A 26398-nucleotide genomic window follows, 5' to 3' on the forward strand; every position below is an offset into this window, starting at 1 on the left:
GGGATGACAGGTTCTGATCACCAGATGCAGGCAAAGGGTATCGCCGGCAGCGTCCTCAGACCCATGGTCCTTGCTGATGTCGACCGCGTGGCGGAGCTGGAAGTGCTCTGCTTTACCACGCCCTGGCCGCGCAGTGCCATTGAGGAAGAGCTGACGTCCAATCCCCGCGCCCACTATTTTGTCTATGAGGTCGGGGGAAAACTCGTGGGCTACTGCGGGTTCTGGCTGATCCTGGACGAGGGCCACATCACCAATCTGGCCATTGATCCGGAGGAGCGGTCGAGAGGGTACGCCCAGGACATGATCGCTCAATTTGTGCGGGAGGCAGAGTCCCTTGGGGCGGCGTCCCTGACGCTGGAAGTCAGGAGCGGCAATAACTCGGCCATTCATGTTTACGAAAAAGCAGGCTTTGTCTCCATGGGCGTGCGTAAGGGCTATTACCTGGACAGCGGGGAAGATGCGCTGATCATGTGGAAGACCATTTGATGAGGTGAGCAAAGTGAAACGTAAATCTGCGCTTTGGGTGCTGCTGGTTCTGGCACTCGTGATCGCTGCCATAGGGTTTGTCATTTGGCGAGCAACCCGGATGGAGGACGGCGTTCTTGTCTACACGGAACAGGTTATTTCCAGTGAGGCTGCCGCTTATGTCTACGCCAGCGGCAAGGTCATTGCCGCCGAGGACCGGGAGGTTTATGCCGAAACGCCGGGCATGGTCAAGGAGGTCATGGTCGAACTTGGCCAACAGGTCAGGAAAGGCGATGTGCTGGCGACCCTGGACTCTGAAGCTCTTGACCAGCAGCTGGCGGCTGCGCACCTTCAGCTCAGCATTGCTCAAGAGACTCTGAAACAAGCCCAAAGTGCCGGAAAGCTTAATTATGATCTGCCGCTGAAGACTGCCTCTGCCGCCTATGAGGACGCGCTTAAGCTGGTCGCGGACCAGCAGGCGCTGTTCGACGTGGGCGCCATCAGTCAGTCCGAGCTTGATCAGGCCAAGCGCCAGCTCGAGCGCGCCGAAACGGAAAAGCTTTCCGCAGAGCGCGGCTACAGCAGTTATGGCCAGGAAAGCGCCCTGCGGATTCAGGCTCTGTCCGTCTCCTCCGCGCGCCTCTCCCTGGAACAGCTGCAGGTGCAAAAAGACAAGCTGGCGCTCAAAGCCCCTGCCGATGGTGTCGTGTACGCCATTCACGCCAAACCGGGAGAACTGGCTGCCCAAACCCTGCCTTTGTTTTCCATAGCTTCTTCGGATCGGTTGAAGGTCTCAGCGTCCATCAGCGAGTACGACATTGATTCAGTAGCGGTGGGACAGCCGGTCGTCATACGCAGTGATGGCTTTGCGGATCAGTATGAAGGTCAGGTGACTTATATTTCAGACGTGGCCGAAAGTCTCGTCAGCGGCCAGTCCTCAGAAACGGTCGTCAAAATTGAAGTCTCCTTCCTGGCACAAGAGACGAAATTTCGACCGAACTATTCTGCCGCTATTGAGATCCTGACAGCCGAGAAGCCGGCGGCGCTGATGGTGCCTTATGAGGCGGTCTATACGGACGCGGCGGGTGTCAGAAGACTCTTTGTCATTGAGGAAGGTGTTGCCAAAGAGCGTTTGGTGACACTCGGCATAGAAGGGGATCTGAACGTCGAGGTTATAGGCGAGGGGCTGGCAGAAGGGGACATCGTCATCCTCAATCCTACAGAAACCCTGAAAGATGGAGATTCGGTCAAAGTGATCGAGGTGGACTAGATGATTGACATTCAGGGACTGACTAAAATCTACGATACGGGCAGTATTCAGGTCGAAGCGCTGAGGTCAGTAGACTTTCATGTGGAGGAAGGGGATTTCGTAGCCATTATTGGGGCCTCGGGCTCGGGAAAGTCGACTTTGATGAATATTTTGGGCTGCCTCGACAGACCGACCCGGGGACGCTATGTTCTGGACGGCGTTGACGTCAGCAGCCTGAGTGATCCGCAGCTGGCGGTCATCCGGAATCAGAAGATAGGGTTCGTGTTTCAATCCTTCAATCTGCTGGCCCGCGTCAATGCCATCAAAAATGTTGAACTGCCCCTGATCTACGGCCGCGTCCATAAAGCCGAGCGCCGCCAAAGAGCTATGGAGGCTCTGGAGCGGGTAGGTCTGGCGGACCGCATCGATCATAAACCCAACGAGCTCAGCGGCGGTCAAAAGCAGCGGGTTGCCATAGCCAGGGCACTTGTGACCCGGCCGGCGATCATACTGGCAGACGAGCCTACGGGCAATCTGGACTCCCACTCAACTGAGGAAATCATGCAGATCTTCAAGCGCCTGAATGACGAGGGCGTCACGCTGATCATTGTCACCCATGAGCATGAAATTGCGGACAATGCCAAGAGAATCGTCACCTTTAAGGATGGCGCCATAGTCACGGATGACCGGAAAAAGGTCATCAATGAAAGGTATTGGCCAGAGTTGGCGGCATATGTCGCAGACTATGAGGCAGCGGGCTTATCCGCAGAAGAGGCTTCGTCGGATAAGTGTTCAGAGCCTGTAGTGCCCTCTGGGGAGGTGACACAGTGAACTTTGCAGAGAGCTTCAAAATTGCCCTGGACGCCATTTGGGTCAATAAGATGCGGTCGCTGCTCACTATGCTGGGCATTATTATTGGTATTTCCTCCGTCATTGCGGTGGTGGCGCTGGGCAGCGGCAGTGAAGCAGTCATAGGCCAGGAATTTGAATCCTTTGGCGTGAACCGCCTCTTTGTGACGACGAGTTATTCGGAAGAGATTACTTCGCGAGACCGTCTCAACCACGCGGATGTGGACGCTATTGAACGCAGCTTTTCGGAGGTCATCAAAGCTATGACCATTTCCGTATCCGGAAGCGGTCAAATTAAGGGAAGACAAAATCAGGATCCCATCTCAGTCAGTTTGAACGGCGTCAACGAACGGTATAATGGCATAGAGGATATAAAACTTCTGCACGGCAGATTCCTTGTCGAATCTGATGTCAAAGCCAAGCGTGCGGCAGCAGTCGTCGATTCCGGTCTTGCGACAGAACTCTTTGGAAGAACGGATGTCGTAGGGGAGCGCCTGACCATAGCCTCCAGGACAAGTATGTCCTATATCATCGTAGGGGTCTATGAGGCGCCTATGACCTCGTTTTCAAATATTCCCGGCTTCGAAATGCCAAAGACAGTCCATGTGCCCTATACGCTGCTCGAACGACTATACGGTATTGGAGACGGGGTGAATGGCATCGAAATCAACCTGGTTATGGACGCGGACCAAAAGGCAGTCGTCGAGGATCTTAAGGCACTGCTTGAGCGTCGCCATGATAATATTGGCCAGGAGAAATACATGGTTTTCAGCGCGGAGGAGCAGCTGGAAACTGTGAATCGAGTCTTGGGGCTTCTGACTACAGTCATAGGCGCCATAGCGGCGATCTCACTGATCGTGGGTGGAATAGGCGTCATGAACATCATGCTGGTCTCTGTCACGGAACGCACGCGTGAGATTGGGATTCGAAAGGCACTGGGCGCAAAACGCAAAGACATTTTGATGCAGTTTTTGGTCGAAGCGGTGATTGTGGCACTGATAGGCGGTGTGATTGGCACGGTGTTGGGAATCGCATTTTCCTACGGGATTGCCTGGGTCATTAAAATTCCACCATCCACAAGCCTGGGCACTATTCTTCTGGCTTGGCTGTTTTCAGCGGGTGTTGGCGTCTTTTTCGGGATCTATCCCGCGAACAAGGCCGCGAAGCTGGATCCAATTGAAGCACTGAGGTATGAATGAGGTCGACTTTGTTGACAGTCTCTGTCATTCTGTGCAATAACCCGTGCCGCTGATGCAGTGGGTTTGAAAGTCGATTGGTTTTACAAATTTGCAAAGGAGGGCGTCTATGGAACCTCGAAATCCAAATCAAGATCTATATGGGCTGGAGCCCGTTGAGCAGCAGGAAAGCACACTGTCATTTATCCAAAAAGCTGTGTCGATATTTATCAATCCCGTTCGCACCTTTGAAGCTATCCGTCAAAAACCGGATGTCTTTCTCCCCTACTGTGCCAGTATGCTGGTGGCAGCCCTGTTTTCGTTTGTCACAATGGGACTCATGCAGGACTACACCCTGGAGACCATGGCTGCTTCCTATAAGCAAATGGGTATGGAATTACCGGCAGATCAGCTCCAGAGCTTTGCCAGAGTCACCATGGTCTCCACAATTGTTGCCATGATTGCGGTCAGCGTTATTGCGCCCTTTGTCAAAGGCGCGTTTGCTCATCTGCTCAGCCTTGCATTTGATGCCAAGACAACTTTTAAACGGAGTCTGTCCGTGGTAGCCTACGCTTATCTGATCGTGATGCTTGGCACTTTGATTCGAATCCCGCTGGCGCTGACGACGAAAAATTACCTCTTCACCTTTTCGCCTGCCATGTTCTTAGGTGATGCAGCACCGACGGATCCCTTGTTCTCATTCCTTTCTGCCTTTGATCTTTTCACAATTTGGTATCTTGTGGTGTCCGTCATAGGCTTTAAAACCGTTCACAAACTCAAGACCTGGCAAGCTGCCGTCGTTGTGCTTCTGCCGTTTGTGATGTCCCTTGTTTCGGCATTAATCCCATTCTTAACTGGTACAGCGGTGTAAATCAACGCTGCAGACCGCAGACAGATCCTCTGAAGGCTGCTCCTAGCGCGGCAGGTTAGAAAGTTAAAGTAAACCTTTCAGAGGCTTCAGGAGGCATAATCATGAAATCTATTTTAACGCTGGCTATTGAAACCAGCTGCGATGAAACCTCTGCCGCCGTTGTCCGAAACGGCAGAGAGGTTTTGTCCAATGTCATCTATTCCCAAATTGATCTGCACAAGCTCTACGGGGGCGTCGTCCCGGAAATCGCGTCCCGCAATCATGTTGAAAAAATCAGCGGAATCATTGATGAAGCCCTTCGGGAAGCGGATTGTACCTTTCGGGACCTGGACCTGATCGCGACAACGTACGGCCCCGGCCTCGTTGGAGCGCTCCTCGTCGGTCTCTCCACTGCCAAAGCATTGGCGTTCTCCCTGAACAAGCCTTTAATTCCCGTCAATCACATTGAAGGTCATGTGGCAGCCAACTACATTGCTCACCCGGATCTAGAGCCGCCTTTTGCGGCGCTGATCGTCTCCGGTGGGCACACCCATCTGGTCAAAGTAGTGGATTATGGCCATTACCAAATCCTTGGGAAAACTCGGGATGACGCAGCCGGAGAAGCCTATGATAAAGTAGCCAGAGCCCTTGGGATAGGTTATCCCGGTGGTCCGCAGATCGACCGTCTCGCCAGGCTTGGCAACGGCGCAGCCATTCCCTTTACCAGAACGTATCTGGAGCAGGACAGTCTCGACTTCAGCTTCAGCGGTTTGAAATCCGCTGTACTCAGTTATCTGAACCAGATGAAGATGAAAGGTGAGCCTATTGTGGTGGAAGATGTAGCCGCCTCCTTCCAGGAAGCGGTAGTCGATGTTTTGACAGACAAAGCGGTCGCTGCAGCGCTGGCTTCAGACGTTGGGACCCTCGTACTGGCAGGCGGCGTCGCGGCAAATTCCCGGCTCAGGGAAGTCCTGGACCAAAAAACCAAAGCAAAGGGCATCCGGATGCTTTATCCGCCCATTGAACTGTGTACAGACAATGCAGCCATGATAGGCTGCGCCGGTCACTATGCCTATTTAAATGGACACATTGCGGACATGGCATTGAATGCCGTTCCTAATTTGACGCTGGATACGCCATCATTCTGAATAACACAACAATTGAAGCGCGGCACGTCTTTTGACGGCCGCGTTTTGTTGTGGAAGGAAGTCGGTGTCAGACACCCTCTTCCTCACGAAACTCGGTGTCAGACACCGACTTTCATTGTTATGTTAATGCAATATAAATAACAGAAAATTCTGAATACCACATTTTTTCTGTGGATGACTTTGTGGATAATGTGGAAAACTGTTAGAAACCCCTGTGAACATAGTCGTTTAACAAGGATAACCTGTGGATAGACTGTGTATGGTGTTGATATGAATATTGGAGCGGTGCATATACATGAATAAAGTTGCGCGCCTCTATGCACCATCAGACTTTAGTTTGCCGGAACTCTTTTTCTCTGAATAAGAGGAATTTACAGACTTTTAACACGAAGTTCATCTGATCCTTGCACTTCAGATGTAAGATCATGCTGTAGAGAAGAGTGAAAACAAAGGGCAGAACACATGACTGTGAGGAGAATCCACATGATCAATACACTTATTTTTGATTTTGACGGCACTATAATAGACACAAACCTGATTATTGCGAAAGGCCTTAATCTTTTTTCAAAAGCCTACAGAGGCAGCCGATTGTCACAGCACGAGCTGGAGCAGCTGACAGGCAAACCGCTGCACGACCAGATGGCAGCCCTCAATCCTGAGCGTGCAGATGAGATGACAGCGCGCTTCAGGAAGTGGTACACCCAGCGGCACGACGCCCTGACCAAGGCATTCCAAGGGATGGATGAGCTCTTTGACGACCTGCGTCAATGCAGCTTCAACATGGCTATAGTGACCAACAATAGCAGGGAAGGTGTCCAAATGGGACTCAGGCACCTGGGGTTGCACCATTTATTTCAAACGGTCATTACATGCGATGACGTAAAGGAAAAGAAGCCGTCACCGGAGGGTGTCCATTTAGCCTTGGAACGAATGAATGTCAGACCTGAGGAAGCCCTCTTCATTGGAGATAGTTCCGGAGATCTGATTGCGAGCCGCCGAGCGGGCGTCGCAAATGTCCTGGTTGGCTGGACCTCGGTTAGGAGAGAAACTCTGATGGCCCATCAGCCGGACTTTGTGATTGAGCATCCCCTCGAGCTGCTGCAGGTTGTCAGTCTGGCTGAGGAACAGATCGCGTAGTTTTTCGAGTTCGCAACCTACAAAGCATAAAGAAAAGCCTGGCTTTGGTGATCTGCCAGGCTTTTCTTTATGTTTTAATATAATTATCTAATGTTCTCCAGGTACTCCACAATTTGACCCACGGTTTGAAAACGCTCAGCGATATCATCCGGGATTTCAATGTCGAGCTCATCCTCAACCGCCATGATGATTTCCACTGCGTCAAGAGAATCTGCGTCCAGATCGTCTCTAAGGTTTGTGTTCAGGGTGATTCTGTCTGGATCTGAAATAGCCAGCTGATCTTCAATGATACTTTTTATCATTTCAAACATTCGGGTGCCTCCTCATACGATGGTTGGCGGTCAAACCGCCCACAGATCACTATTCTATTATAGCCCACAGCCTCAATTTGTCCAGACTGGGGATGGGTCAATTATGAATCATTTCTAAACTCATTTCTGAACTCATTTTCACACTCATGAAAATGAGAAAATCAAACTACTCTTCCAGATGCTCTGTCCAGCGCCCGTAGAGAACTTCAATCTCCGCCTTCAGCTGTTCACTGGTCTCTGTCAGATTGAGAAGCGCTTGATGATCCTGGGAAATGCTGATGTCACACATTTTCTGTTCAATCTCGTGCAGCTCGTTCTCCAGCTCGTGAAGCCTCGCTTCGAGATTTTGAAGGTCGCGTTTCTTCGAGCGTTCCTCAGAGAGCTTCTCTTTTTCCTTGCGCCGCTCTTCCTTCTGGCGCGTCTTATTGACCGTTGTCTGATCAGGCTCGTTTTCCAGCTTTTGATTGGTGGCGAGCTTTTCCTTGTAATCATCATAATTGCCCAGATACAGTGTCGTGCCGTCCGCCTTCAGCTCCACCAGTCTGTTGCAGAGCCGGTTCAGGAAGTAGCGGTCGTGGGAAATGGTGATGATGGTACCTTCGTAATTCTCCAGCGCCGACTCCAGTGCTTCCTTTGACTGGATGTCCAAGTGATTGGTAGGCTCGTCCAGAAGCAGGAGATTAGCTTCTGAGAGCATGAGCTTCAACAGAGACAATCGGCCGCGCTCCCCGCCGCTGAGCTGTGAGACGAGTTTGTAGACGTCATCCCCAAAGAAGAGGAACGCGCCCAGTAAAGTGCGAATCTCTGTCAGGTCCAGCTTGGGGTCGGCGTCAGAGATTTCTTCCAACAGACTGTTCCCCGGATTCAAATTGGACTGCTCCTGGTCATAAAGCCCGACCTCGACTTTGTGCCCCAGCTTGAAATAGCCTTCATCCGGCTCCACTTTACCACAGAGAATATTGAAAAGCGTCGTCTTGCCTATGCCGTTCGCGCCAATCAGCCCTACCCGGTCCCCGCGGTAAACAAAGAGCTCGGCGTTGTTGAAAATTCTTCTGCCGCCATAGGACTTCGCAAGCCCTTCAGCAGCCAAGACGTCTTCGCCGCTCTGAGTCCGCTGAGTCAGATTGAGCCGGGATCTGCGGTGGTCCTCAGTGGGCTTTTCAATCCGATCCACCTTTTCAAGGCGCTTTTCCCGGCTTCGCGCCCGCTTCGCCAGCTTTTCCGTGCCGTGCTGCTTAAAGCGCCGGATCATCTCCTCTTGACGCTCGATTTCGCGCTGCTGCTTTTCAAACGCCTTCATTTCGACTTCAAACCGCTTGCGCTTTTCCCGGGCATAGTCGCTGTAAAGCCCAGGATATTCCGTGAGCTTGCCGTTTTCGATCTCATAAATTTTGTTGACCAGCTGGTCGAGAAAATAGCGGTCATGGGAAATAATCATCATGGTGCCAGGGTAACTTTTGAGATAGTTCTCCAGCCACGCGCAGGCATCTATGTCCAGGTGGTTCGTCGGTTCGTCCAGCAAGAGCAGTTCAGGCTTTTTCAAAAGAAGTCTGCCGATGCTCAGCCGTGACTTCTGCCCGCCCGAAAGCTCATTCAGATCTCTTCCGAACTCCGATTCTTCAAAACCAAGGCCTCTCAAAACACCCTTGACTTCGCTCCTAAACGTATAGCCGCCGTCTTTTTCGAAAGACTCAAGCTTATGTGAATACGCCTCCAACCGTTTTTCGTTGACGCTCACGTCCCTTGGGTCGGCGTCCGCAATGTCATGCTCAAGGGCGCGCAGCTCCTCCTCGCGGTCGAGCAGCTCAGAAAATATGGACATGGCAAACTCCAGGAGGGTCTGTGAACTGGAGGAGGGCACGATCTGTTCCAGATAGCCAATCTCAGTCTCTTTAGCACGGTAGAGCGTGCCGCTGTCGCTGGTGATCTGCCCTGTCAGAATTTTAAACAGTGTCGTCTTGCCGGCGCCATTCCTGCCGATCAAGCCCACTCGATCACCCTGAGACATTGTAAAGGAGATGTCCTCGATGATTCGGTCAACGCCGTAATATTTTGTCAAACCGTTGCATGATAAAGCTATCAAACTAACCGCTCCATTCTGGTGTATCGTTCTTGAAATTCATTTTAACATATTCGACAGCAGCGTAGCTTTGAAGGATCGAAAAAAGCACAGAAAAAGATAGTGCCGCCGATGGAGAAGCGTTCATGATCAAAAAGAACATATTTAGGCAGCATACGACTTGAATTGTTATTAAATTGACATATAGAACTTTTGAATGGTATAATTTTTCATAAGAGTTAAAAGGATGTGAGGATAGAGTTATGACATCAAATCAGAACATTTCAATGGCTGTTATAAGAAGACTGCCTAAATACCACCGTTACCTAAGAGAATTGCTCGACAAAGATGTCAAGAGGATCTCTTCGAAAGAGCTTAGTGAGATCATTGGATTCACTGCATCCCAAATCCGTCAGGACCTTAATAATTTTGGCGGCTTCGGACAACAAGGTTATGGCTACAACGTTGAGGATCTTTACAGTGAGATCGGAAAGATTCTGGGTCTTACCAAAACCTATAACACCATAATCATTGGTGCCGGCAACCTTGGCCAAGCACTTGCAAACTATGCCAGTTTCGCAAGATTTGGCTTTAATCTCGTTGGGATTTTTGACGTCAATCCTAAGGTGATCGGATTAAAAATCAATGATGTTGAAGTTCGTGACATGGATGATCTTAAAGCCTTCGCCAGTGAAACGCCTATTGATATCGCCTACATATGCACCAGCCGTGCGGGTGCGCAGGATGTCGCAGACGCTTTGATGGCGTGCAAGATCAAGGCGGTTTGGAACTTTGCGCCGGTTGACCTCAGAGTGGATGACGACGTCGTCGTGGAAAACGTCCACCTCATCGACAATCTGCTGACCCTGACTTATTTTGTGAAAGAGCAGTAATTAAGACGTATAAGATAGCCCGGCGACCGCCGGGCTTTTTTATGTTGAAAAGTCCCTCTAAAGAAATGGAAACAGGTGTCTGACACCGTCTTCCATACGCGATGGCAACATTTGAGTCTTGGTTTTGTTAATTAAATAACGAATCGTTAACATTCCAACAAATAAGTGTATAATGTGATTGGGTAAACATGGGGTCGATTTACAAGGAGGATTCTTATGAAAGAAGTTGTCATTGTCAGTGCGGTACGTACACCGGTAGGGTCATTCGGGGGCTCTTTAAAAGACGTTACACCTATGGATCTGGGCGCGCTCGTCATCCGTGAAGCGATCGCCAGAGCGGGCGTAAACGTTGAAGCCGTGGACGAGGTGCTCTTTGGCTGTGTACTTCAAGCCGGTTACGGGCAGGGTGTCGCCAGACAGGCGGCTCTCAAGGCAGGTCTACCGGACAGTGTTCCTGCTTCAACGATCAATATGATTTGCGGCTCGGGGCTTAAAACCGTTTCCATGGCTGCACTCAGCATCATGGCAGGCCAAAATGACATCGTCATTGCCGGTGGAACAGAAAATATGAGTATGGCACCTTATCTGCTGCCGTCCGGACGCTGGGGGCAGCGCATGGGCGACGGCAAAACTTATGACGTCATGGTCAATGATGGACTTTGGTGTGCATTTAACGATTATCACATGGGGATCACTGCTGAAAATTTAGCATCTCAGTATGAGATTTCCAAAGAAGCACAGGATGTTTTCGCTGCAGAAAGTCAGCGGCGCGCTTTCGAAGCCCGCGAAAGCGGACGTTTTGACGAAGAAATCATTCCTGTTCCAATTCCGCAGAAAAAAGGCGATCCTGTTTTGTTCTCAAGAGATGAATACATTCGGGAAGGTGCCACCTTTGAAAGCATGTCCAAATTGCGTCCGGCATTCAAAAAAGATGGCACCGTGACAGCGGGCAACGCGTCAGGCATCAACGACGGTGCGGCAGCTTTGGTGCTGATGAGCAAAGACAAGGCGGACGAGCTTGGACTTTCACCTATGGCAGTTATCAGATCATTTGCCTCAGCGGGTGTTGATCCGTCGGTCATGGGCATAGGACCGGTCCCGGCTGTGCGCAAAGCACTTCAAAAAGCACAGCTGACAGTTGAACAGCTGGATGTGATCGAGGCAAATGAAGCCTTCGCTTCTCAGGCGCTATCTGTCATGAAAGAGCTTCAGCTGCCGGCAGATAAAACCAATGTCAATGGCGGTGCAATTGCTATTGGCCATCCAATTGGGGCCAGCGGCGCCCGAATTCTCGTCACGCTTCTTCATGAAATGAAGCGAAGAGATGCGAAATTAGGCCTTGCTACGCTTTGTATCGGCGGCGGTATGGGTGAAGCGCTGATCGTAGGGCGTTAGGACCAGGCTATGAATTCTTATAGACTCTCAATAGAGCGCATGATTGAGAAAATCATGTCCAAAGTTCTGCGCTACGACCGCATGTCATTTCCTCTGGATGACCAACAGCATAAAGTGACATTGATTGAGCTGTGGCTTTTGAAGGAGCTTCAGCGTCAGGCGCTCTCCATCCAGGAAATTGCGGAGCGATTTGATCTGAACCGCGACTTGGTCTCCAGGAGCGTGGAGCGTCTGGAAAGGCTCGGATTGGTCGACAAGGTCGTATCCCGTGAGGACAAGCGGATTCGCCGCATTTGGCTCAGCGACATTGGAATACGGGCACTTGAACGCTGGCAGAGTCATGAGAAGGAATATCTGGATTATGTTCTTGGAGAAATGACAGTGAACGAACAGAAAGCGGTTCTGAAGTTCCTCAGCCGAATGAATCAGCTGACTGTAGGGAAGTATGATCTGCACGATTAAATGAAAAAGCAGCGGGAAGAGGCAGCAATGTGGAAGTCGGAGAACGACTTCCACAGCACCAATTTCCCACTGCTTTACTTTTTTTCTTTTGCTCTGAGTCTTACTCAGGCTTTGGAGCGTCAACTGGGCAAACGTTTGCGCAAGCGCCGCAATCGATGCAAGCTGAACCGTCGATGACGTAGATGGAATCACCTGCAGTAATGCAGCTGACTGGGCACTCAGGCTCGCAAGCGCCGCAAGAAATGCAGGAATCGTTAATTACATATGCCATTGGAGATCCTCCTCAAATATGTAGTTGCCGGTTCTTTGACCGGCGATATCGAAATTATATCTAGTTCAGGAGGATCATAGCAATGAAAAAAGGCAAAAAATAAAGAAAACTAGCTAATCAAAAATGATTATCATTATATTATGGCTGATTCACATCTTATCCATTGGTAAACATAAAAATGAAGTGTTACATAAACAATGCCATGACTTTCTGATATAATGAAGATGAGATTCTGGTTCAAGCAGTGCTTTGACCAGGCAGCGCAGTTATACTGGAGCCAAGTGACGCTGGTTCTACAGGAGTGGTGAAAATGAAAGTTTATGCACTCGTTGGCAGCAGTGGAACAGGTAAAAGCCACCAGGCCATGCACGTAGCTCATGATTATGGGATTCAATATATTATCGACGACGGTCTATTGATTGGCGATTCAAAACGTCTCGCAGGAAAATCCGCCAAACGGGAGGATACCAAAATGGCGGCAGTGAAGCGGGCGATCTTTTTTCACCGCGACCATCGGCAAGAAGTCAGGGAAGCTCTTGAGCGATTGAAGCCGAGCACCTTAATGATTTTGGGAACTTCTGACAGAATGGTGGAGAATATCGCGGAAAATCTGGGCTTGCACGGGATCGACGAATGGATTCGAATTGAGGATGTATCGACACCGGACGACATTCAAATGGCGAAAAGTCAGAGGGAAAAGTTCGGGAAGCACATCATACCGCTGCCCTCAGTCGAGGTGAAGCGGGACTTCAGCGGCTATTTCCTGGATGCAGTCAAAACTATTATTCGCCGGCGGGATCATTCGACAGTTGTCGGTGAGAAGACAGTAGTCAGACCAACTTTCAGTTATTTGGGCAAATTCAGTGTGTCCAACAAAGTACTCGCGCAAATCGCTGAATATGCCTCAGAAGAGATTCCGCTGGTGCACACTGCAGATAAAACCAGAGTCATTGAACTGGGCGACGGACTCGAGATTCATGTGGAATTGGAGCTGAAACCGCCATACCGGATGATGGAGACTGCGACAGCGGTGCAGAGGCATGTCGCCGAGGCAGTGGAAGAGATGACGCGAATACAAGTCATCAAAGTCTTGGTCTATATAAAAAGTTTGAAAATTCAGACCGAAACCTTGTATTGACACTGTCTGCGGATGTGTTAAAATGGCAGTGTGAGAATGTTTAAATTATAACAATAAATGAATTTTAATAATTAATGATTCAATTTCGCTACAAAAAATCAAAATCACGTGACGATTCAACAATTTTATAATATGGTGGGAACTGCTATACTCAAACATAATCTGGGTAGTCAAGCAAGCCAGTCTTCTGAAGGCGCAAGTCCAGGGGAAGGTCAGCGCGTGTCACTAGCAAGAATCTGGCGAGCTTCACAATAACAAGATTTAAGGAGGCCAATAAAGTGGCAGAAAAAACGTTAAATCCATTTGAAATCGCCCAGCAACAAGTCAAGGCAGCATGTGAAGTCCTCGGTGCAGAACCAGCAGTTTTCGAACTCTTAAAGCAGCCGCTCAGAGTACTTGAAGTTAACTTCCCAGTTAAGATGGACGACGGCACAGTCCGTATGTTCCAGGGTTTCAGATCCCAACATAATGATGCAGTTGGTCCTGCCAAGGGCGGCATCCGTTTCCACCAAGGTGTTACTTATGATGAAGTCAAAGCGCTTTCCATGTGGATGTCCTTCAAATGCGGCGTCGTAGGCATTCCTTACGGCGGCGGCAAGGGCGGCATTACAGTTGACCCAGCTACACTTTCACAAGGCGAACTCGAGAGAATGTCCCGTGCTTATATCACGGCGATTTCTCCAATCATCGGCGAAAAGAAAGACATTCCTGCGCCGGACGTCAACACTAACGGCCAGATTATGTCTTGGATGGTTGACGAATACAGCAAGCTCAGAGGCGAAAACGTTCCAGGTGTCATCACTGGCAAGCCTGTCAACTTTGGCGGTTCCCTCGCTAGAAACGAAGCAACAGGTTACGGCGTCGCTCTCATGATGAGAGAATCCGCTAAATACCTCGGCATGAACCTGAGCGACCTTAAAGTTGCGATCCAGGGCTTCGGCAACGTTGGAAGCTTCGCAGCGCTCTTCGCTCACCAGCTAGGCATTAAAGTTGTCGCAGTTTCCGACTTCTCTTGCACGCTCTTCAAAGAAGACGGCATTGATGTTGAGGCACTCATGGAGTACTCACTCAACGCGCCTAACAGATTCATCACTGGCTTCGGACATGGCACAACTGAACTCGACAGAAACGAAGTCTTCGGCGTTCAATGTGACATCTTCGCGCCTTGTGCCCTTGAGAACTCCATCACTATGGACAATGTCGGCAAGCTCACAGCTCGCGTTGTCGTAGAAGGCGCTAACGGCCCTACTACACCTGAAGCAGACAAAGCCCTCTACGAAAGAGGCGTTCTCCTGATTCCTGACATCCTTGCAAATGCAGGCGGCGTAACGGTTTCTTACTTCGAGTGGGTTCAGAACCTCATGAACTACTACTGGTCTTTCGCAGAAGTTCAAGAGAAGCAAGAAGCACTTATGGTTAAAGCGTTCAATGACATCATCGTCATCAAAGAGAAATACAATATCGACGTCAGAAAAGCAGCTTATGTTATGTCCATCAAGCGTATTGCTGACGCAATGAAAGTTCGCGGCTGGTACTAATATTAGCAGCTTCATCTGGTAACGGATTTAAACGGTTCATGTTTTGCGCGCTGCGCAAAACATGAACCGTTTTTTTATGTCGTATATTTATAGGAAACCTATAAATGCGCCCGGATAAACGGTACGGAAATTTTGTTTTTTTGAAGAATACAGTTGGTATTATTTTTGCGCTGTTTATAAGAAAACAACAAGATCATCAGTTGTTAATGCGGTCCATTTGTGATATTCTTATTCCAAGTACATAAACGAATTTGCTTTCCATGGCAGCTGTAATTTCTTAAGAGAATATGCTGGTGATGTGAAACAATACCATAGTGTCAAAGTCGCAGGGGTGGATTAAAGTGATAGATGAAACGGGCGTTTCTATAAAAGATATCCTTAAAATGAAAGTACTTGAGAATTGCAAAATTGTCGCAGGTGAAGAAGGTGTCAATAATGTTGTGACACGCGTCAATGTCATGGCAGATCCTGACATACTCAGCTGGGTAAACGAAGGTGAATTTCTCCTCACCACAGGGTATTTCTTCAAATCCACTTCAATGGAAGACCAGCTGAATCTGATTGAGGTTTCGGCGTCCAAAAAACTCAGTGGGATCGGGATCAAAGTATATCCTTATCTGGAGAGCCTGCCTGTTGAAATCGTCGAGCTGGCGGATCGGCTTAAGTTTCCAATCGTCGAAATCCACCATGATATTCCTTTCGCGGAGATCATGTCACCTGTCTTTCAGGAAATCTTCGAACGTCAGACCAATATCCTCAGAAAAGTCGAAACCCTTCACCATGACACCATGAACGTCGTTCTCAAAGGCGGCGGCGTTAAAGATATCCTCAAAAGCCTGGTAAAATCCATTGAGAATCCAATCCTTGTAAAGGACTATCATTTTGAGGAGTTTATTCATGATGGTGAGCGGGATCCGGAGTTATGCGGACAGTTTGAAGAAAATGTAAAGCATTTTATGCGTTCCAGCACCTCAGGAACCAAGCAGACCAAGACTATGACAGACCGGGTTGTGATCAATGGCAAGGAAATGGATCGCGTCATGGTCCCGGTTATGATAAAGAATGCGGTTTATGGTCATTTGGTAGCCTTTGGCTATGAGCGTGAGCTGACGAATTTTGACGCCCTATACATGGAATCCACGGCGAATGTCGTTGCGCTGGAGTTTTTGAAAAGACTCTCTGTGCAGGAAGTGGAGAACAAGTACAAGACGGAGTTCTTTGAGGATTTGGTCTCTCTGGACGAGAAGAGAAAACTGAAAGCCCTTGAAAGATCAAATTACTATAGATTTGATAAAGATTCTTTCTACAATATCATGAACATCAGAGTAAGCAAGGGGGAGTCCAACCTTGCCTCGGATGAAGAGTACAACCAGCATCTGACCAAGGTTATGTATTTGATCGATATAATTTGCCGGAAAGAAGGCAGAACGTATCTGATCGCGAATAAAGGCAAGAAAATCAATGTCATGACCATGTGGAAGAGTCCGGAGGAATATACCAGGGAGTTCAAGAAGCTGGCAGAAGAAACAGAGGCGGTTCTCGACAGCAAAATGGGTCACATAAGCTATAAAGTGGGCATAGGAAGACTCTACAAGGGTCTGGGTGATGCGTACAGAAGCCTCTATGACGCGGATAAGGCAGTCGAAGCGTCGAAAACTTACATCAACGAACGCGTCATTGATTTTGACGCCCTTGGCATCTACAAGATTTTCTGTCAGGATCACTTGAAAAATGAACTGATCAGTTTTTATGAAACCACGCTCGAACCACTGGTAGCTTACGACAGGAAAAGAGACACCGAACTGGTCAAATCCCTGATCGTCTATTTTGAGACCAACGGCAATTTGAAGAAGATGTCAGAACTTTTATTCACCCACTATAATACAGTCCTTTACCGAATCAATCGAATCCAGGAGATCACAGGGAAAAATCTGGAGAACGAAGGCGACAGATATGGACTGCAAACGGCACTTAAAATAATGAAGATTCTTGACTTATAAGTCACGTCTTGACGTTCATACTATGATTTTTACGAAAAATAAGTCGGAATTTGTTTTAATCTCTTGAATATTCAAAATAATTTCGTTAAAAACCTACAATGAAAAACCGGACAGATCTCGATCTGTCCGGTTTAATTTTTGCATAGTTTAAGTTAAGTGGGACTATTTCGATATAGGGTTGCCTGTCGGCTCAAGATCCAGCCAGTTAGATTACTCCTCAACCAGCGCAACTGCCCTGATTGGTGAGCCTGAGCCGCCTCGAATCCTGAGAGGAAGACCGAAATAGAGGAATCTCTTGTTGACGATCTTATCGAGGTTACAGAGGTTTTCCGTGTTGGTCATGTCATACTCGCCGCAGATCAGATGACCTGAGAAGTTGATATCACTTGGATGGTCTATGGCTGGCGCGTCTACGCCAATGTTTACGACACCCCGCTCTGCAAGCCACTTTGCGGCTTCGTAGCTGAGTCCGGTGTACTCTGTCTGCCATTTATCCGTGCCAAAATTGCGGTCAAAATGTCCGGTGTACATCAAGACAATGTCGCCCTTCAGGATTTCCTGCCCTGACTTTTTGACAGCGAGTTCAAGGTCTCTTGGCTCAATGTAGCGGTCAAAGCGGATATGGGACAGGTCTATACAGATCGCGCTGCCCCAGAAGTGACTCATAGGCATGTGGTCGATTGTGGCGCCGCTTGGCTTGTACTCCCAGACTGCGTCGCAGTGCGTGCCGCCATGCTCGCTGATCAGAAGGTTTCTGGCTGAAAATCCAAGCGCTTTGCTGCCGGTTTGATTCATGTTTTCTTCATGGGTCATATTGGTCATGATGAAGGTTGGCTGATGCATTGGAAATACTGACATCCCCTGAAAAATCTCCTGGGAAAGATCAATGAGTTTCAGTTGTTTCATTCTTCTACCCCCTGATAGTTGAGAAACTTAGTGGTTTAACTGTCCCCATTATATCAAGAATCTGAACATTGAAAAAAATATTTTAGCGACAGCTGGTTTCGGGTATAACTTTAGTGCTGTGAAAAATGTAAAAACTCCATAAGGTAATTGCGGCTGACTTCTGTTATAAATGATTGTATACGAGTAACCTTTATGGACTATCAACATTACGACAGGTTTTCCATGGACGCTTTATTTTAACTGTAAAATGAAGGAGGCTACATAAGAGCTATGAAAACAGACGTTCAAATTGCACAGGAAGCACAAATGATTCACATCAAGGAAGTTGCCGCCAAAGTCGGACTTTCCGAGAACGATCTCGAACTCTACGGCAACTACAAAGCGAAGATCCACCTGGATGTCATGGACCGTATGGCTGACAAGCCGGACGGCAAACTGATCCTGGTCACTGCAATCAACCCGACTGCAGCAGGCGAAGGCAAAACGACAACCAACGTTGGCCTCAGCATGGGTCTTAACAAAATTGGCAAGAAGACGTTTACGGCACTCCGCGAGCCATCCCTCGGTCCATGCTTCGGCGTCAAGGGCGGCGCGGCTGGCGGCGGTTACGCTCAGGTCGTTCCTATGGAAGACATCAACCTTCACTTTACAGGCGACATTCACGCGGTGACCACAGCGAACAACCTGCTGGCGGCACTGATTGACAACCATCTCCACCAGGGCAATGCGCTGGGCATTGATGAGAAGCGCATCCTCTGGAGACGCGCTATCGACATGAACGACCGCGCGCTGAGAAATACAATTGTAGGCCTTGGCAACACAGGTGACGGCGTGGTCCGTCAGGACGGCTTTGACATCGCGGTTGCTTCAGAGATCATGGCGATCCTTTGCCTCTCTACGAGCATGAAAGACCTCAAAGAAAGACTCGCCAAAATGATCGTGGCTTACTCCAAAGACAATAAGCCTGTCACAGCGGCTCAGCTTGAAGCGACGGGTTCCATGGCGCTCCTTCTTAAGGATGCCCTCATGCCAAACCTGGTCCAAACCCTTGAGAACACCCCTGCGCTGATCCACGGCGGACCGTTCGCGAACATCGCACACGGCTGTAACTCAGTTGTGGCAACGAAGATGGCGCTCAAGCTCGGGGATTATGTAGTGACGGAAGCAGGCTTCGGCGCAGACCTTGGCGCAGAGAAGTTCTTCAACATCAAGTGCCGTCAGGCGGGTCTGAAGCCAGCTGCAGCAGTTATTGTTGCAACGGTGCGCGCGCTGAAGAACCACGGTGGCGTGAAGAAGGCAGACCTGAACGTTGAGAACCTTGAGGCCCTTGCAAAAGGCTTCGCGAACCTCGAGAAGCAGATCGAGAACGTCCAGAAGCACGGCGTCCCTGCCGTCGTCGCAATCAACGCGTTCCCGCTGGATACACCGGCAGAGCTGAAATTCGTCGAAGATCGCTGCAATGAGCTCGGCGTCAATGTCGTTCTGTCCGAAGTTTGGGCAAAAGGCGGAGACGGCGGCGTAGAGCTGGCGAAGAAAGTCGTCGAAGTGGCAGAGAGCGGCAAATCCGCTTATGCACCGCTGTATGACCTTGAACTGACTGCCGTTCAAAAGATCGAAAAGATCGCCAAGGAAATCTACGGGGCAGACGGTGTGGAGTTTACATCGAAAGCGCTTAAGGATATCAAGAAGTTTGAAGAAGACGGCGTAGGCCATCTCCCAATCTGTATGGCTAAAACCCAGTACTCACTGACAGATGACCCAACAAAGCTTGGAAGACCAAGCGGCTTCAAGATCACAGTGCGCGAAGTCAAGGCGTCCGTTGGCGCGGGCTTCCTGGTAGCCCTTGCGGGGGAGATCATGAGAATGCCTGGTCTGCCTAAGGTTCCATCCGCAAACCACATCGACATCCTCGAAAGCGGAGAAATTGTAGGTCTCTTCTAACAACACTTGTCCAACCATTTAAAAGGAGGCGTCAAATTAACATGAAGTATGATTTGATTGTAAAAAACGCGCTTGTTCCAGCAATGAATGGAAACGACACCCTGATGACCAATATTTTGGTCAAGAACGAAAAAATCGCAGGTTTCCTTGAGTCCGTTGAAGGTCTCGAAGCTGACCGTTATGTGGATGCAGGCGGCAAGCTTGTACTTCCGGGCTGTATCGACTCTCATACGCACTACATGGACCCGGGCTTCACACACCGTGAAACCTTCCTGACCGGCACCAGTCAGGCAGCTGCCGGCGGCCTGACGACAATCATCGATATGCCGTGCTGCTCGTTCCCTAGATCCGTTCTCGACGTGGATTCCATGAATGAAAAGCTCGACGCTATCAAGCCGCAGGCTATTGTTGACTTTGGCCTCTGGGGCGGCGCGACAGGCGACATGGTTCGCGACGGCAAGCTCGCAGACGTCCAGGCTCAGGCAGACGCAGGTGTTCTGGCGTTCAAAGTCTACATGACGCCATCCGTTCCAACGTTCAACCGCGTTACGGACCCTGAAATGCATGAAGTTTTCAAAGCGGTTGAGAAAACCGGCCTCGCAGTGGGCGTTCACGCAGAAAACTTTGCTATGTGCGACTACTACGTCAGAAAGTATCAGGCTGAAGGCCGCCTCGACGGACCGGCTTGGTCTGAAGCAAGACTCGAGCTCGCTGAAAAAGCTGCGATCCAGCTCGGCATTGCATTCTCGGAAGAAACCGGCGCGCGCTACCACGTCGTCCACATGTCCACAGGCATTGGCGCAAGACTGATTGGCGAAGCCAAGAAACGTGGACTCAAAGTCACTTCGGAGGTTTGCCCGCACTATCTTGTACTCAATGCGCCTGAAGCTATGTCCGAATACGGCGCATACGCTAAGATCGCGCCGCCGCTCAGAACAACCCAAGACAACATTGAGCTCTGGGAAGGTCTTGCAAATGGCAGCGTCGACTTCGTCGCTACAGATCATGCGCCATACAAGATTCAAGAGAACAAAGACAATGATGATGCTGCTGTTGAGAAAGACGCGCCAGGTATGAACATCTGGACGGCATTCCCGGGGATCTCAGGCTCTGAGACTATGGTCAACATCATCGTCAGCGAAGGCTACAACAAAGGCAGACTCACGCTCGAGAGACTGGTTGAGGTTTTAAGCAAGAACGCTGCGATCCACTATGGTCTCTTCCCTAAGAAGGGCTCCATGAACATTGGTTCTGATGCTGACTTGACTATTATCGACCTCGACAAAGAGTGGACTATCGACAAAAACGTTTCCTTCATGAAGAACAAGTACACACCGCTTCACGGCTTGAAACTGAAGGGCAAAGTTGCTCATACCATTCTTCGCGGCACTTCAATCTACCACGAAGAGCCAAATGAAGTTCAGGGCAAGATTCTCGTTGAGCCAGGCTTCGGACAGTTCGTCAAACGCCAGAGCATTCAAGTGCTCCCTAATAAGATTCAGTTTGACAATTACAAAGCTATTGGCGCGGACTTCTTCAACAACTATCACAGACGCAACATCAACAACGTGATCGACTAATTTAAAAATGCACACAAAAGTTTGATAAGTTGGAAAGAGCGGCGGCGCCAATTTTGGATCCGCCCCTCTCGACAACTCACATAATTTAACCACAGAAGAAAAGGAGACTGACAAAATGCCTAGACATGGTATCGTCGTTATCGACATGCTCAACGATTTCATTGGTGAAAAAGCTGCACTTCGCTGCCCAGGTGGAGACGACATTATAGCACCGCTTCAGAAACTGTTTGCCTGGGTACGTGAGCGCAACGCCCGTGGCCTTGACGACATCCAGCTCATCCACATTCAAGAAGCGCACAGAAAAAATGACGCTGACTTCCGCGTCAGACCTGTTCACGCTATTGCCGGCACATGGGGTTCAGACTTCATACCTGAGCTTTATCCGGAAGGCGAAGAGTACAGAATTCCGAAGCGCAGACACTCCGCGTTCCAGCACACTGACCTCGACCTTTATCTGAAGGAAGAAAGCCTCGATACAGTTGTCGTCACTGGCGTTTGGACGAACGTCTGTGTCCGTTCCACAGCTGCTGACGCTCTGGCGAACGCATACAAAGTCATCACCCTCAGCGACTGCGTTGCTTCAAAAACTGAAGAAATGCACCAGCATGGCCTGGTCGACCTTTCCATCTTTACAAAAGTTATGACTCTTGACGAGTACATTGCAGCTTGGGAAAAAGGCGAAGATCCATGGCTCGGCGGCGGCGACGCTGAGAACAAAGTCGAGTAATACACTTTGACTAAAAAGCTCGTCATTGGCATTACAGGAGGCAGCTGCATGATCTATGCAGTTGCCCTCCTTAAAGCTTTGGAGCAAATGGGCGTTGAAACCCATGTCGTCGTCTCGAAAATGGGCGCCTACAACCTGAAGCACGAATGTGACTTCAGTCTGGAGGAAGTAAAATCCCTCGCGGCCTATTATTATCAGAATGACGATTTGGCGGCCGCCATCGCCAGCGGTTCGTTCAAAACTGACGGGATGATCATTGTGCCTTGCTCCATGAACACTTTGGCTGCTGTGGCAAACGGCATCAGCAGCAACTTGATTCACAGAGCCGCAGACGTTACTATTAAAGAAGGGCGAAAACTGGTGCTCGTCGCACGGGAGACGCCGCTCAGCGCAGTTCATCTCGAAAATATGCTTAAGCTTGCCAGACTGGGCGTGACCATTATGCCGGCAGCTCCGGGCTTCTACCATTTGCCCGAAACTTTGGCAGACATTGTGGACATCATGGTCGGAAGAATTTTGGATCAGCTTGGGATTGATTCGAAGCTGTATGAGCGCTGGCATTAAACCTATCCCCTCACAAGGAGGTGCTGCATTTGGAAAAACAAATGCTCAGAGCGTGCCTCGGCAACCTTCGGGACCGTTACGGACTCCTGGAGTGCAATGTTGAGGCGGACCCGAAATTTGAAATTGGCGGTATTCTCGAAAAACTGGGCAATACGACGCCGGTACTTTTCAATCGTGTCAAAGGCCACAAGATGCCCATAATTGGCGGCATGTTTGGCGACCGTGAAATGTTTTACGAGTTCACGGGCACGACACGTGAGGAGCGCCTTTTCAAATACATGAACGCAGTCAACCGGACGATACCTCCAAGGCTGCTTTCCGACGGTCCGGTCAAAGAAAACATAATAACGAGAAATATTGACCTTGGCAAGATCTTCCCGCTTCCGACGTTTCACGAGCTAGACTCATCCAGTTTTATAACCGCTGGTGTTATGGTTGTTCGTGACCCGGATGATGGCAAGATCTATACGTCTATCAGGCGTTTTCAGTTTAATGGCGGCAATAATATCAGCGCTTTGGTGACGTCGCCCTTTTTAAGTGATAAAATAAAGCAAGCGCGTGCGCAGAAGAAGAACCTGGAAGTTGCAGTCGTGCTTGGCTATGATTACTATTTCTGCCTGGCTTCCCAGCTTGGCAGCGATCTTTACGGCGTTGACAAGTATGAGTATGACGGCGGGTTGAGAGGGGAACCTCTGGAAGTGGTCAAATGCCAAACCATTGATCTTGAAGTACCGGCGTATGCTGAAATCGTCATCGAAGGCGTTATCCCGTACAACGAGGAAGTCACGGAAGGGCCGTTCGGCGAACTTATGGGGTATTATGGCGCTGTCGCCAAGCACCCAGTCATCCGCGTCAGCGCGGTCATGCACCGAAATCAGCCTATTTTCCAGATTTCCGCACCTTGTAAAGAGGAGCACCTAAGCAACGGTCTGATCCGTGACATGGAGGTATTTGCCCACGTCTCAAGGATTGTCAAAGTTAAGGATGTCAACGTAACTATTGGCGCAGGCTGCAGATTTCACGCGGTGGTGTCCATCAGCAAAAAAAGCCCTGGTGACGGAAAAGCGGCAGCGATCGCGGCGCTGGGCAGCAGCAAAGATATCAAGCATGTGGTCATCGTGGATGATGACATTGACGTCTTTGACGCAGGGGACGTGGAAGGCGCTTTAGCGGCCAGGGTACAGGCGTCCAAGGACGTTTTCATAATCCCGGGCGCGAACGGAACGGGCCTCGATCCTTCCCACCTGCTTGAAATGACGTCAGACAAAGTCGGCATCGATGCGACGAAGCCACTTGGCGAGGCGGGCAAAGGCTTTGAAAAAGCCCGCATCCCTGGATATGAAGCTATCGATCTGAAGAAATTTTTCCCCAATCTATAAGCGTTGGAGGAGGCATAACATATGAAGAAAGCACTCGGATTTTTTGAAGTCCGGAGCCTGGTCGCCGCCATCTACGCTGCGGATGTCATGGTCAAAGCAGCCAACGTCGTAGTCAAAGACTTCAATATTGTGGGTTCGGGCGTCGTCGCGGTGATCATCGAGGGCGATGTCGCGGCTGTCAAGGCAGCTGTCGAAGCCGCCAGAGAAGAAGCCGGCAGCAAAGGGCAAGTCATTGGCATCAATGTAATTCCGCGGCCTGAAGAAGGCATGGACATGCTCTTCAACTGAGGTGAGGTGTTGAAATGGCAAATATTTTGACGAAACAAATCATGGACCACATAGTTCAAAAGTGTGCCAAAGACCTTGCGGAATCTTCCCCGGGCGTTAAGTCGCCTGCGAAAGCCTCAAGCGGCTCACATCTGACAGAACGCCACGCGGCTATGCTGTCTGAGCTTTTGAATAAAAAAGGAAGTGCTGCCGATGGTGGCGGTGACAGAAACGGCAGACGCACGAACCTCGAGAGTTTAACGTCTCAATCCCGGGTCGCAGCGCCATCGAAGACAGTCGAACCTGCAAGCGCAATAAACGCAAACGTCGTCCATGGTCGGGCAGTGTCGCTGGACGAGCTGCTTGGTCGTCTTAAGTAACCGAATTCGTTCCATGGAGGTGTTAATGTGAGATCCGGAGGAGCACTTGGCTTAATTGAATCTGTAGGTCTGACGCCTGCGGCGGCGGCACTCGACGCGGCGCTTAAGGCGGCGGATGTCCAGTGCGTCGGTGTCGAGAAAGTCATTGGCGTCGACAAGATCATCAGCGTGACGGTCAGTATCGCAGGCGAAGTCGCAGCGGTGCAGGCGGCAGTGGACGCAGGGGTCATGGCTGCCAGCGCGGTTGGCAAAGTCGTATCATCCCACGTTATTCCGCGTCCGCATTCTGATGTGGATAAACTGATAGAAATGTTCAGAAAAAACAAAACGGAAACGTCTCAAGAGGGTGCTCAGCAGGAACCATCGGCAGAAACTGAAGTACCTGAGGACGAAAATGCCCAGGACGCTTCATCTGAAGCATCAAACCCGCAGTTGAGCGCCCGTCGCGCTTAGGCAACTTAATAACACACATTTGAGGAGGAAAAAAACATGAGTCAGGCATTGGGATTAATCGAAACTAAAGGTCTCGTAGGCGCAATTGAAGCAGCAGACGCCATGGTTAAAGCAGCAAATGTCACGATCGTCGGTTATGAAAAGATCGGGTTTGGTCTCGTTACAGTTATGGTCAGAGGTGACGTCGGCGCTGTTAAAGCTGCTACGGACGCCGGTGCTGACGCTGCTGCACGCGTTGGCGAACTGTTCTCCGTTCACGTCATTCCTAGACCGCACTCTGAAGTTGAGCGCGTCATTCTCGGCAACGCATAGAACTAACGCAGCGGCTGACAAATCAGCCCTGATAGGGAGGTATCACATTGTCCAATAAAGAGCTTATGAAAAAAGTCTTTCAGGACATGGCGCTCCCGGTGTTTGAAGGTTCGACCGTTAAACCGATCGATCTCGAAGCTTCGGATCTGAAGGACAGAAAAATTACTGTCCTGCTCTTAGGCAGCGATATTTCAATGGACAGTGCCTTTAACAGCCTGGTCAAATTGAGAGAAAGCGGTTACCTGCTCACGGTGGTCATGTCGAAAGCGGCAGAGCATCTGGTAGGCAGGGCGCGCGTTGAGGAAACGCTTCAGCCGTATCGTCTGATCACCGGAGATTGTTACGAAGGTGTGCAGGGCCTGGTAAGAGGGACAGATGTGGTCATAGTCCCGAACCTGACGCAGAATACCTTGGCGAAAGTTGCAGTGGGCATTCAGGACGATTTTCCTTCCATGCTGCTGTGGCAGTTCCTGCTGCAGAATGTTCGGGTTATTGCCAACACAGATTCGATTCGGCATGCCTGGTTCTCCATAGATGGCAATCCAAAGATGAAGAAGGTCATGGAAAGCCATATCAAAACCCTTGCTGACTATGGCGCTGCCATGATTGAACACCACGATTACGACACTGTTCTGATGAGGGATCCGCTGATGTCCATGAGAAACAGCAGAGCCGGTGCGGAGAGGCAAAGACCAGAGCGTCAGCATCAAAATGCTGTTCGGTCTGCAGCTGTCCAAACAGCGCCAGCTTCGACGGGAAGACCCTCTGCGACCGACCGCCCGGCTTTGAACGGCCAAACGCGCGTGGTCACAGAATCCTGGCTCAGAGCGCTTCCTGCCTCAAGCCGGCAAATTGTGCTTGAAAAGGGTATGATTATCACACCTCTCGCAAAGGATCTGGCAAAGTCAATGGGTGTTGAGATCGTAGACAAAAGGTAGTACGCCAAGCG

Annotated in this window: 27 protein-coding genes; 23 read left to right on the forward strand and 4 right to left on the reverse strand. The window is 49.9% G+C overall.

The features are described 5' to 3' along the window. Positions 1 to 3: 3 nt before the first annotated feature. The 7 genes from rimI to AC4PHM_RS14145 all read left to right on the forward strand — a co-directional run bounded on the left by rimI (position 4) and on the right by AC4PHM_RS14145 (position 6873). Positions 4 to 486 carry a ribosomal protein S18-alanine N-acetyltransferase gene (rimI, locus tag AC4PHM_RS14115; protein ID WP_492018379.1) on the forward strand — a complete coding sequence of 161 codons (483 nt, stop codon included), beginning with the start codon at positions 4 to 6 and terminating at the stop codon, positions 484 to 486. Positions 487 to 499: 13 nt separating this feature from the next. Continuing rightward, complete coding sequence (locus tag AC4PHM_RS14120) at positions 500 to 1735, forward strand: efflux RND transporter periplasmic adaptor subunit (protein ID WP_492018380.1); 1236 nt, start codon at positions 500 to 502, stop codon at positions 1733 to 1735. After that, a complete protein-coding gene (locus AC4PHM_RS14125) occupies positions 1736 to 2545 on the forward strand; it encodes an ABC transporter ATP-binding protein (RefSeq protein WP_492018381.1) in 810 nt (269 codons plus the stop codon). It abuts the gene before it with no gap. After that, a complete protein-coding gene (locus AC4PHM_RS14130; protein WP_492018382.1) occupies positions 2542 to 3762 on the forward strand; it encodes an ABC transporter permease in 1221 nt (406 codons plus the stop codon). Before AC4PHM_RS14125 ends, AC4PHM_RS14130 begins: the two co-directional genes overlap by 4 nt. 106 nt (positions 3763 to 3868) lie before the next feature. Then, on the forward strand, positions 3869 to 4609 hold the full coding sequence (locus tag AC4PHM_RS14135) for a Yip1 family protein (RefSeq protein WP_492018383.1): 741 nt from the start codon (positions 3869 to 3871) through the stop codon (positions 4607 to 4609). 101 nt (positions 4610 to 4710) lie between these two features. Next, positions 4711 to 5736, forward strand: a complete 1026-nt coding sequence (tsaD, locus tag AC4PHM_RS14140; protein ID WP_492018384.1) for a tRNA (adenosine(37)-N6)-threonylcarbamoyltransferase complex transferase subunit TsaD — start codon at positions 4711 to 4713, stop codon at positions 5734 to 5736. Positions 5737 to 6219: 483 nt separating this feature from the next. Continuing rightward, a complete protein-coding gene (locus AC4PHM_RS14145) occupies positions 6220 to 6873 on the forward strand; it encodes an HAD family hydrolase (RefSeq protein WP_492018385.1) in 654 nt (217 codons plus the stop codon). An 83-nt stretch (positions 6874 to 6956) separates the two neighbouring features. Here AC4PHM_RS14145 and acpP read toward each other — a convergent pair whose 3' ends face one another. Together acpP and AC4PHM_RS14155 are read right to left on the reverse strand one after the other, a co-directional pair. Further along, positions 6957 to 7184, reverse strand: coding sequence for an acyl carrier protein (gene acpP, locus AC4PHM_RS14150; protein ID WP_492018386.1), 228 nt, complete (start codon positions 7182 to 7184; stop codon positions 6957 to 6959). 166 nt (positions 7185 to 7350) lie between these two features. Beyond that, positions 7351 to 9267, reverse strand: a complete 1917-nt coding sequence (locus tag AC4PHM_RS14155; protein WP_492018387.1) for an ABC-F family ATP-binding cassette domain-containing protein — start codon at positions 9265 to 9267, stop codon at positions 7351 to 7353. A gap of 239 nt (positions 9268 to 9506) precedes the next feature. Here AC4PHM_RS14155 and AC4PHM_RS14160 point away from each other — a divergent pair, with 239 nt between their 5' ends. The 3 genes from AC4PHM_RS14160 (at position 9507) to AC4PHM_RS14170 (ending at position 11993) form a co-directional block, all read left to right on the forward strand. After that, complete coding sequence (locus AC4PHM_RS14160) at positions 9507 to 10136, forward strand: redox-sensing transcriptional repressor Rex (protein WP_291400230.1); 630 nt, start codon at positions 9507 to 9509, stop codon at positions 10134 to 10136. 216 nt (positions 10137 to 10352) lie between these two features. Next, the gene (locus AC4PHM_RS14165) at positions 10353 to 11531 is read left to right on the forward strand and encodes an acetyl-CoA C-acetyltransferase (protein WP_492018388.1); all 1179 of its coding nucleotides are present in this window, start codon (positions 10353 to 10355) and stop codon (positions 11529 to 11531) included. A 9-nt stretch (positions 11532 to 11540) separates the two neighbouring features. After that, positions 11541 to 11993, forward strand: a complete 453-nt coding sequence (locus AC4PHM_RS14170) for a MarR family winged helix-turn-helix transcriptional regulator (RefSeq protein ID WP_492018389.1) — start codon at positions 11541 to 11543, stop codon at positions 11991 to 11993. Between the two features lie 100 nt (positions 11994 to 12093). On the opposite strand, the gene fdxA is transcribed toward AC4PHM_RS14170, so the two are convergent. Continuing rightward, positions 12094 to 12264 (reverse strand): 4Fe-4S ferredoxin, encoded by a 171-nt coding sequence (fdxA, locus tag AC4PHM_RS14175; RefSeq protein WP_492018390.1) that lies wholly within the window; start codon positions 12262 to 12264, stop codon positions 12094 to 12096. A 310-nt stretch (positions 12265 to 12574) separates the two neighbouring features. On the opposite strand from fdxA, the gene AC4PHM_RS14180 reads away from it, so the two are divergent. The 3 genes from AC4PHM_RS14180 (at position 12575) to AC4PHM_RS14190 (ending at position 16940) form a co-directional block, all read left to right on the forward strand. Next, positions 12575 to 13402 (forward strand): Asp23/Gls24 family envelope stress response protein, encoded by an 828-nt coding sequence (locus AC4PHM_RS14180; RefSeq protein WP_492018391.1) that lies wholly within the window; start codon positions 12575 to 12577, stop codon positions 13400 to 13402. 278 nt (positions 13403 to 13680) lie between these two features. After that, a complete protein-coding gene (locus tag AC4PHM_RS14185) occupies positions 13681 to 14940 on the forward strand; it encodes a Glu/Leu/Phe/Val family dehydrogenase (RefSeq protein WP_492018392.1) in 1260 nt (419 codons plus the stop codon). Positions 14941 to 15281: 341 nt separating this feature from the next. Further along, complete coding sequence (locus tag AC4PHM_RS14190) at positions 15282 to 16940, forward strand: PucR family transcriptional regulator (protein WP_492018393.1); 1659 nt, start codon at positions 15282 to 15284, stop codon at positions 16938 to 16940. 210 nt (positions 16941 to 17150) lie between these two features. Here AC4PHM_RS14190 and AC4PHM_RS14195 read toward each other — a convergent pair whose 3' ends face one another. After that, positions 17151 to 17846, reverse strand: coding sequence for a cyclase family protein (locus AC4PHM_RS14195; RefSeq protein WP_492018394.1), 696 nt, complete (start codon positions 17844 to 17846; stop codon positions 17151 to 17153). Positions 17847 to 18116: 270 nt separating this feature from the next. On the opposite strand from AC4PHM_RS14195, the gene AC4PHM_RS14200 reads away from it, so the two are divergent. From AC4PHM_RS14200 to AC4PHM_RS14245, 10 genes are all read left to right on the forward strand, one after another. Then, positions 18117 to 19787, forward strand: a complete 1671-nt coding sequence (locus tag AC4PHM_RS14200; protein ID WP_492018395.1) for a formate--tetrahydrofolate ligase — start codon at positions 18117 to 18119, stop codon at positions 19785 to 19787. A gap of 41 nt (positions 19788 to 19828) precedes the next feature. Continuing rightward, entirely contained in the window at positions 19829 to 21367 is a 1539-nt protein-coding gene (locus AC4PHM_RS14205) for a dihydroorotase (protein ID WP_492018396.1), read from the forward strand. Positions 21368 to 21482: 115 nt separating this feature from the next. Beyond that, on the forward strand, positions 21483 to 22094 hold the full coding sequence (locus AC4PHM_RS14210) for a cysteine hydrolase family protein (RefSeq protein WP_492018397.1): 612 nt from the start codon (positions 21483 to 21485) through the stop codon (positions 22092 to 22094). Between the two features lie 6 nt (positions 22095 to 22100). Continuing rightward, a complete protein-coding gene (locus tag AC4PHM_RS14215; protein ID WP_492018398.1) occupies positions 22101 to 22658 on the forward strand; it encodes a UbiX family flavin prenyltransferase in 558 nt (185 codons plus the stop codon). A 29-nt stretch (positions 22659 to 22687) separates the two neighbouring features. Then, positions 22688 to 24037, forward strand: coding sequence for a UbiD family decarboxylase (locus tag AC4PHM_RS14220; RefSeq protein WP_492018399.1), 1350 nt, complete (start codon positions 22688 to 22690; stop codon positions 24035 to 24037). 21 nt (positions 24038 to 24058) lie between these two features. Then, positions 24059 to 24325 (forward strand): BMC domain-containing protein, encoded by a 267-nt coding sequence (locus AC4PHM_RS14225; protein ID WP_291402725.1) that lies wholly within the window; start codon positions 24059 to 24061, stop codon positions 24323 to 24325. A gap of 14 nt (positions 24326 to 24339) precedes the next feature. Continuing rightward, on the forward strand, positions 24340 to 24684 hold the full coding sequence (locus tag AC4PHM_RS14230) for a hypothetical protein (protein WP_492018400.1): 345 nt from the start codon (positions 24340 to 24342) through the stop codon (positions 24682 to 24684). A 27-nt stretch (positions 24685 to 24711) separates the two neighbouring features. Further along, the gene (locus AC4PHM_RS14235) at positions 24712 to 25137 is read left to right on the forward strand and encodes a BMC domain-containing protein (protein ID WP_492018401.1); all 426 of its coding nucleotides are present in this window, start codon (positions 24712 to 24714) and stop codon (positions 25135 to 25137) included. A 36-nt stretch (positions 25138 to 25173) separates the two neighbouring features. Continuing rightward, complete coding sequence (locus tag AC4PHM_RS14240; protein WP_291402721.1) at positions 25174 to 25449, forward strand: BMC domain-containing protein; 276 nt, start codon at positions 25174 to 25176, stop codon at positions 25447 to 25449. Between the two features lie 47 nt (positions 25450 to 25496). Next, on the forward strand, positions 25497 to 26387 hold the full coding sequence (locus AC4PHM_RS14245; protein WP_492018402.1) for a flavoprotein: 891 nt from the start codon (positions 25497 to 25499) through the stop codon (positions 26385 to 26387). Positions 26388 to 26398 lie beyond the last annotated feature (11 nt).

It is taken from the genome of Acidaminobacter sp. QWL-03 (genome assembly GCF_058683855.1).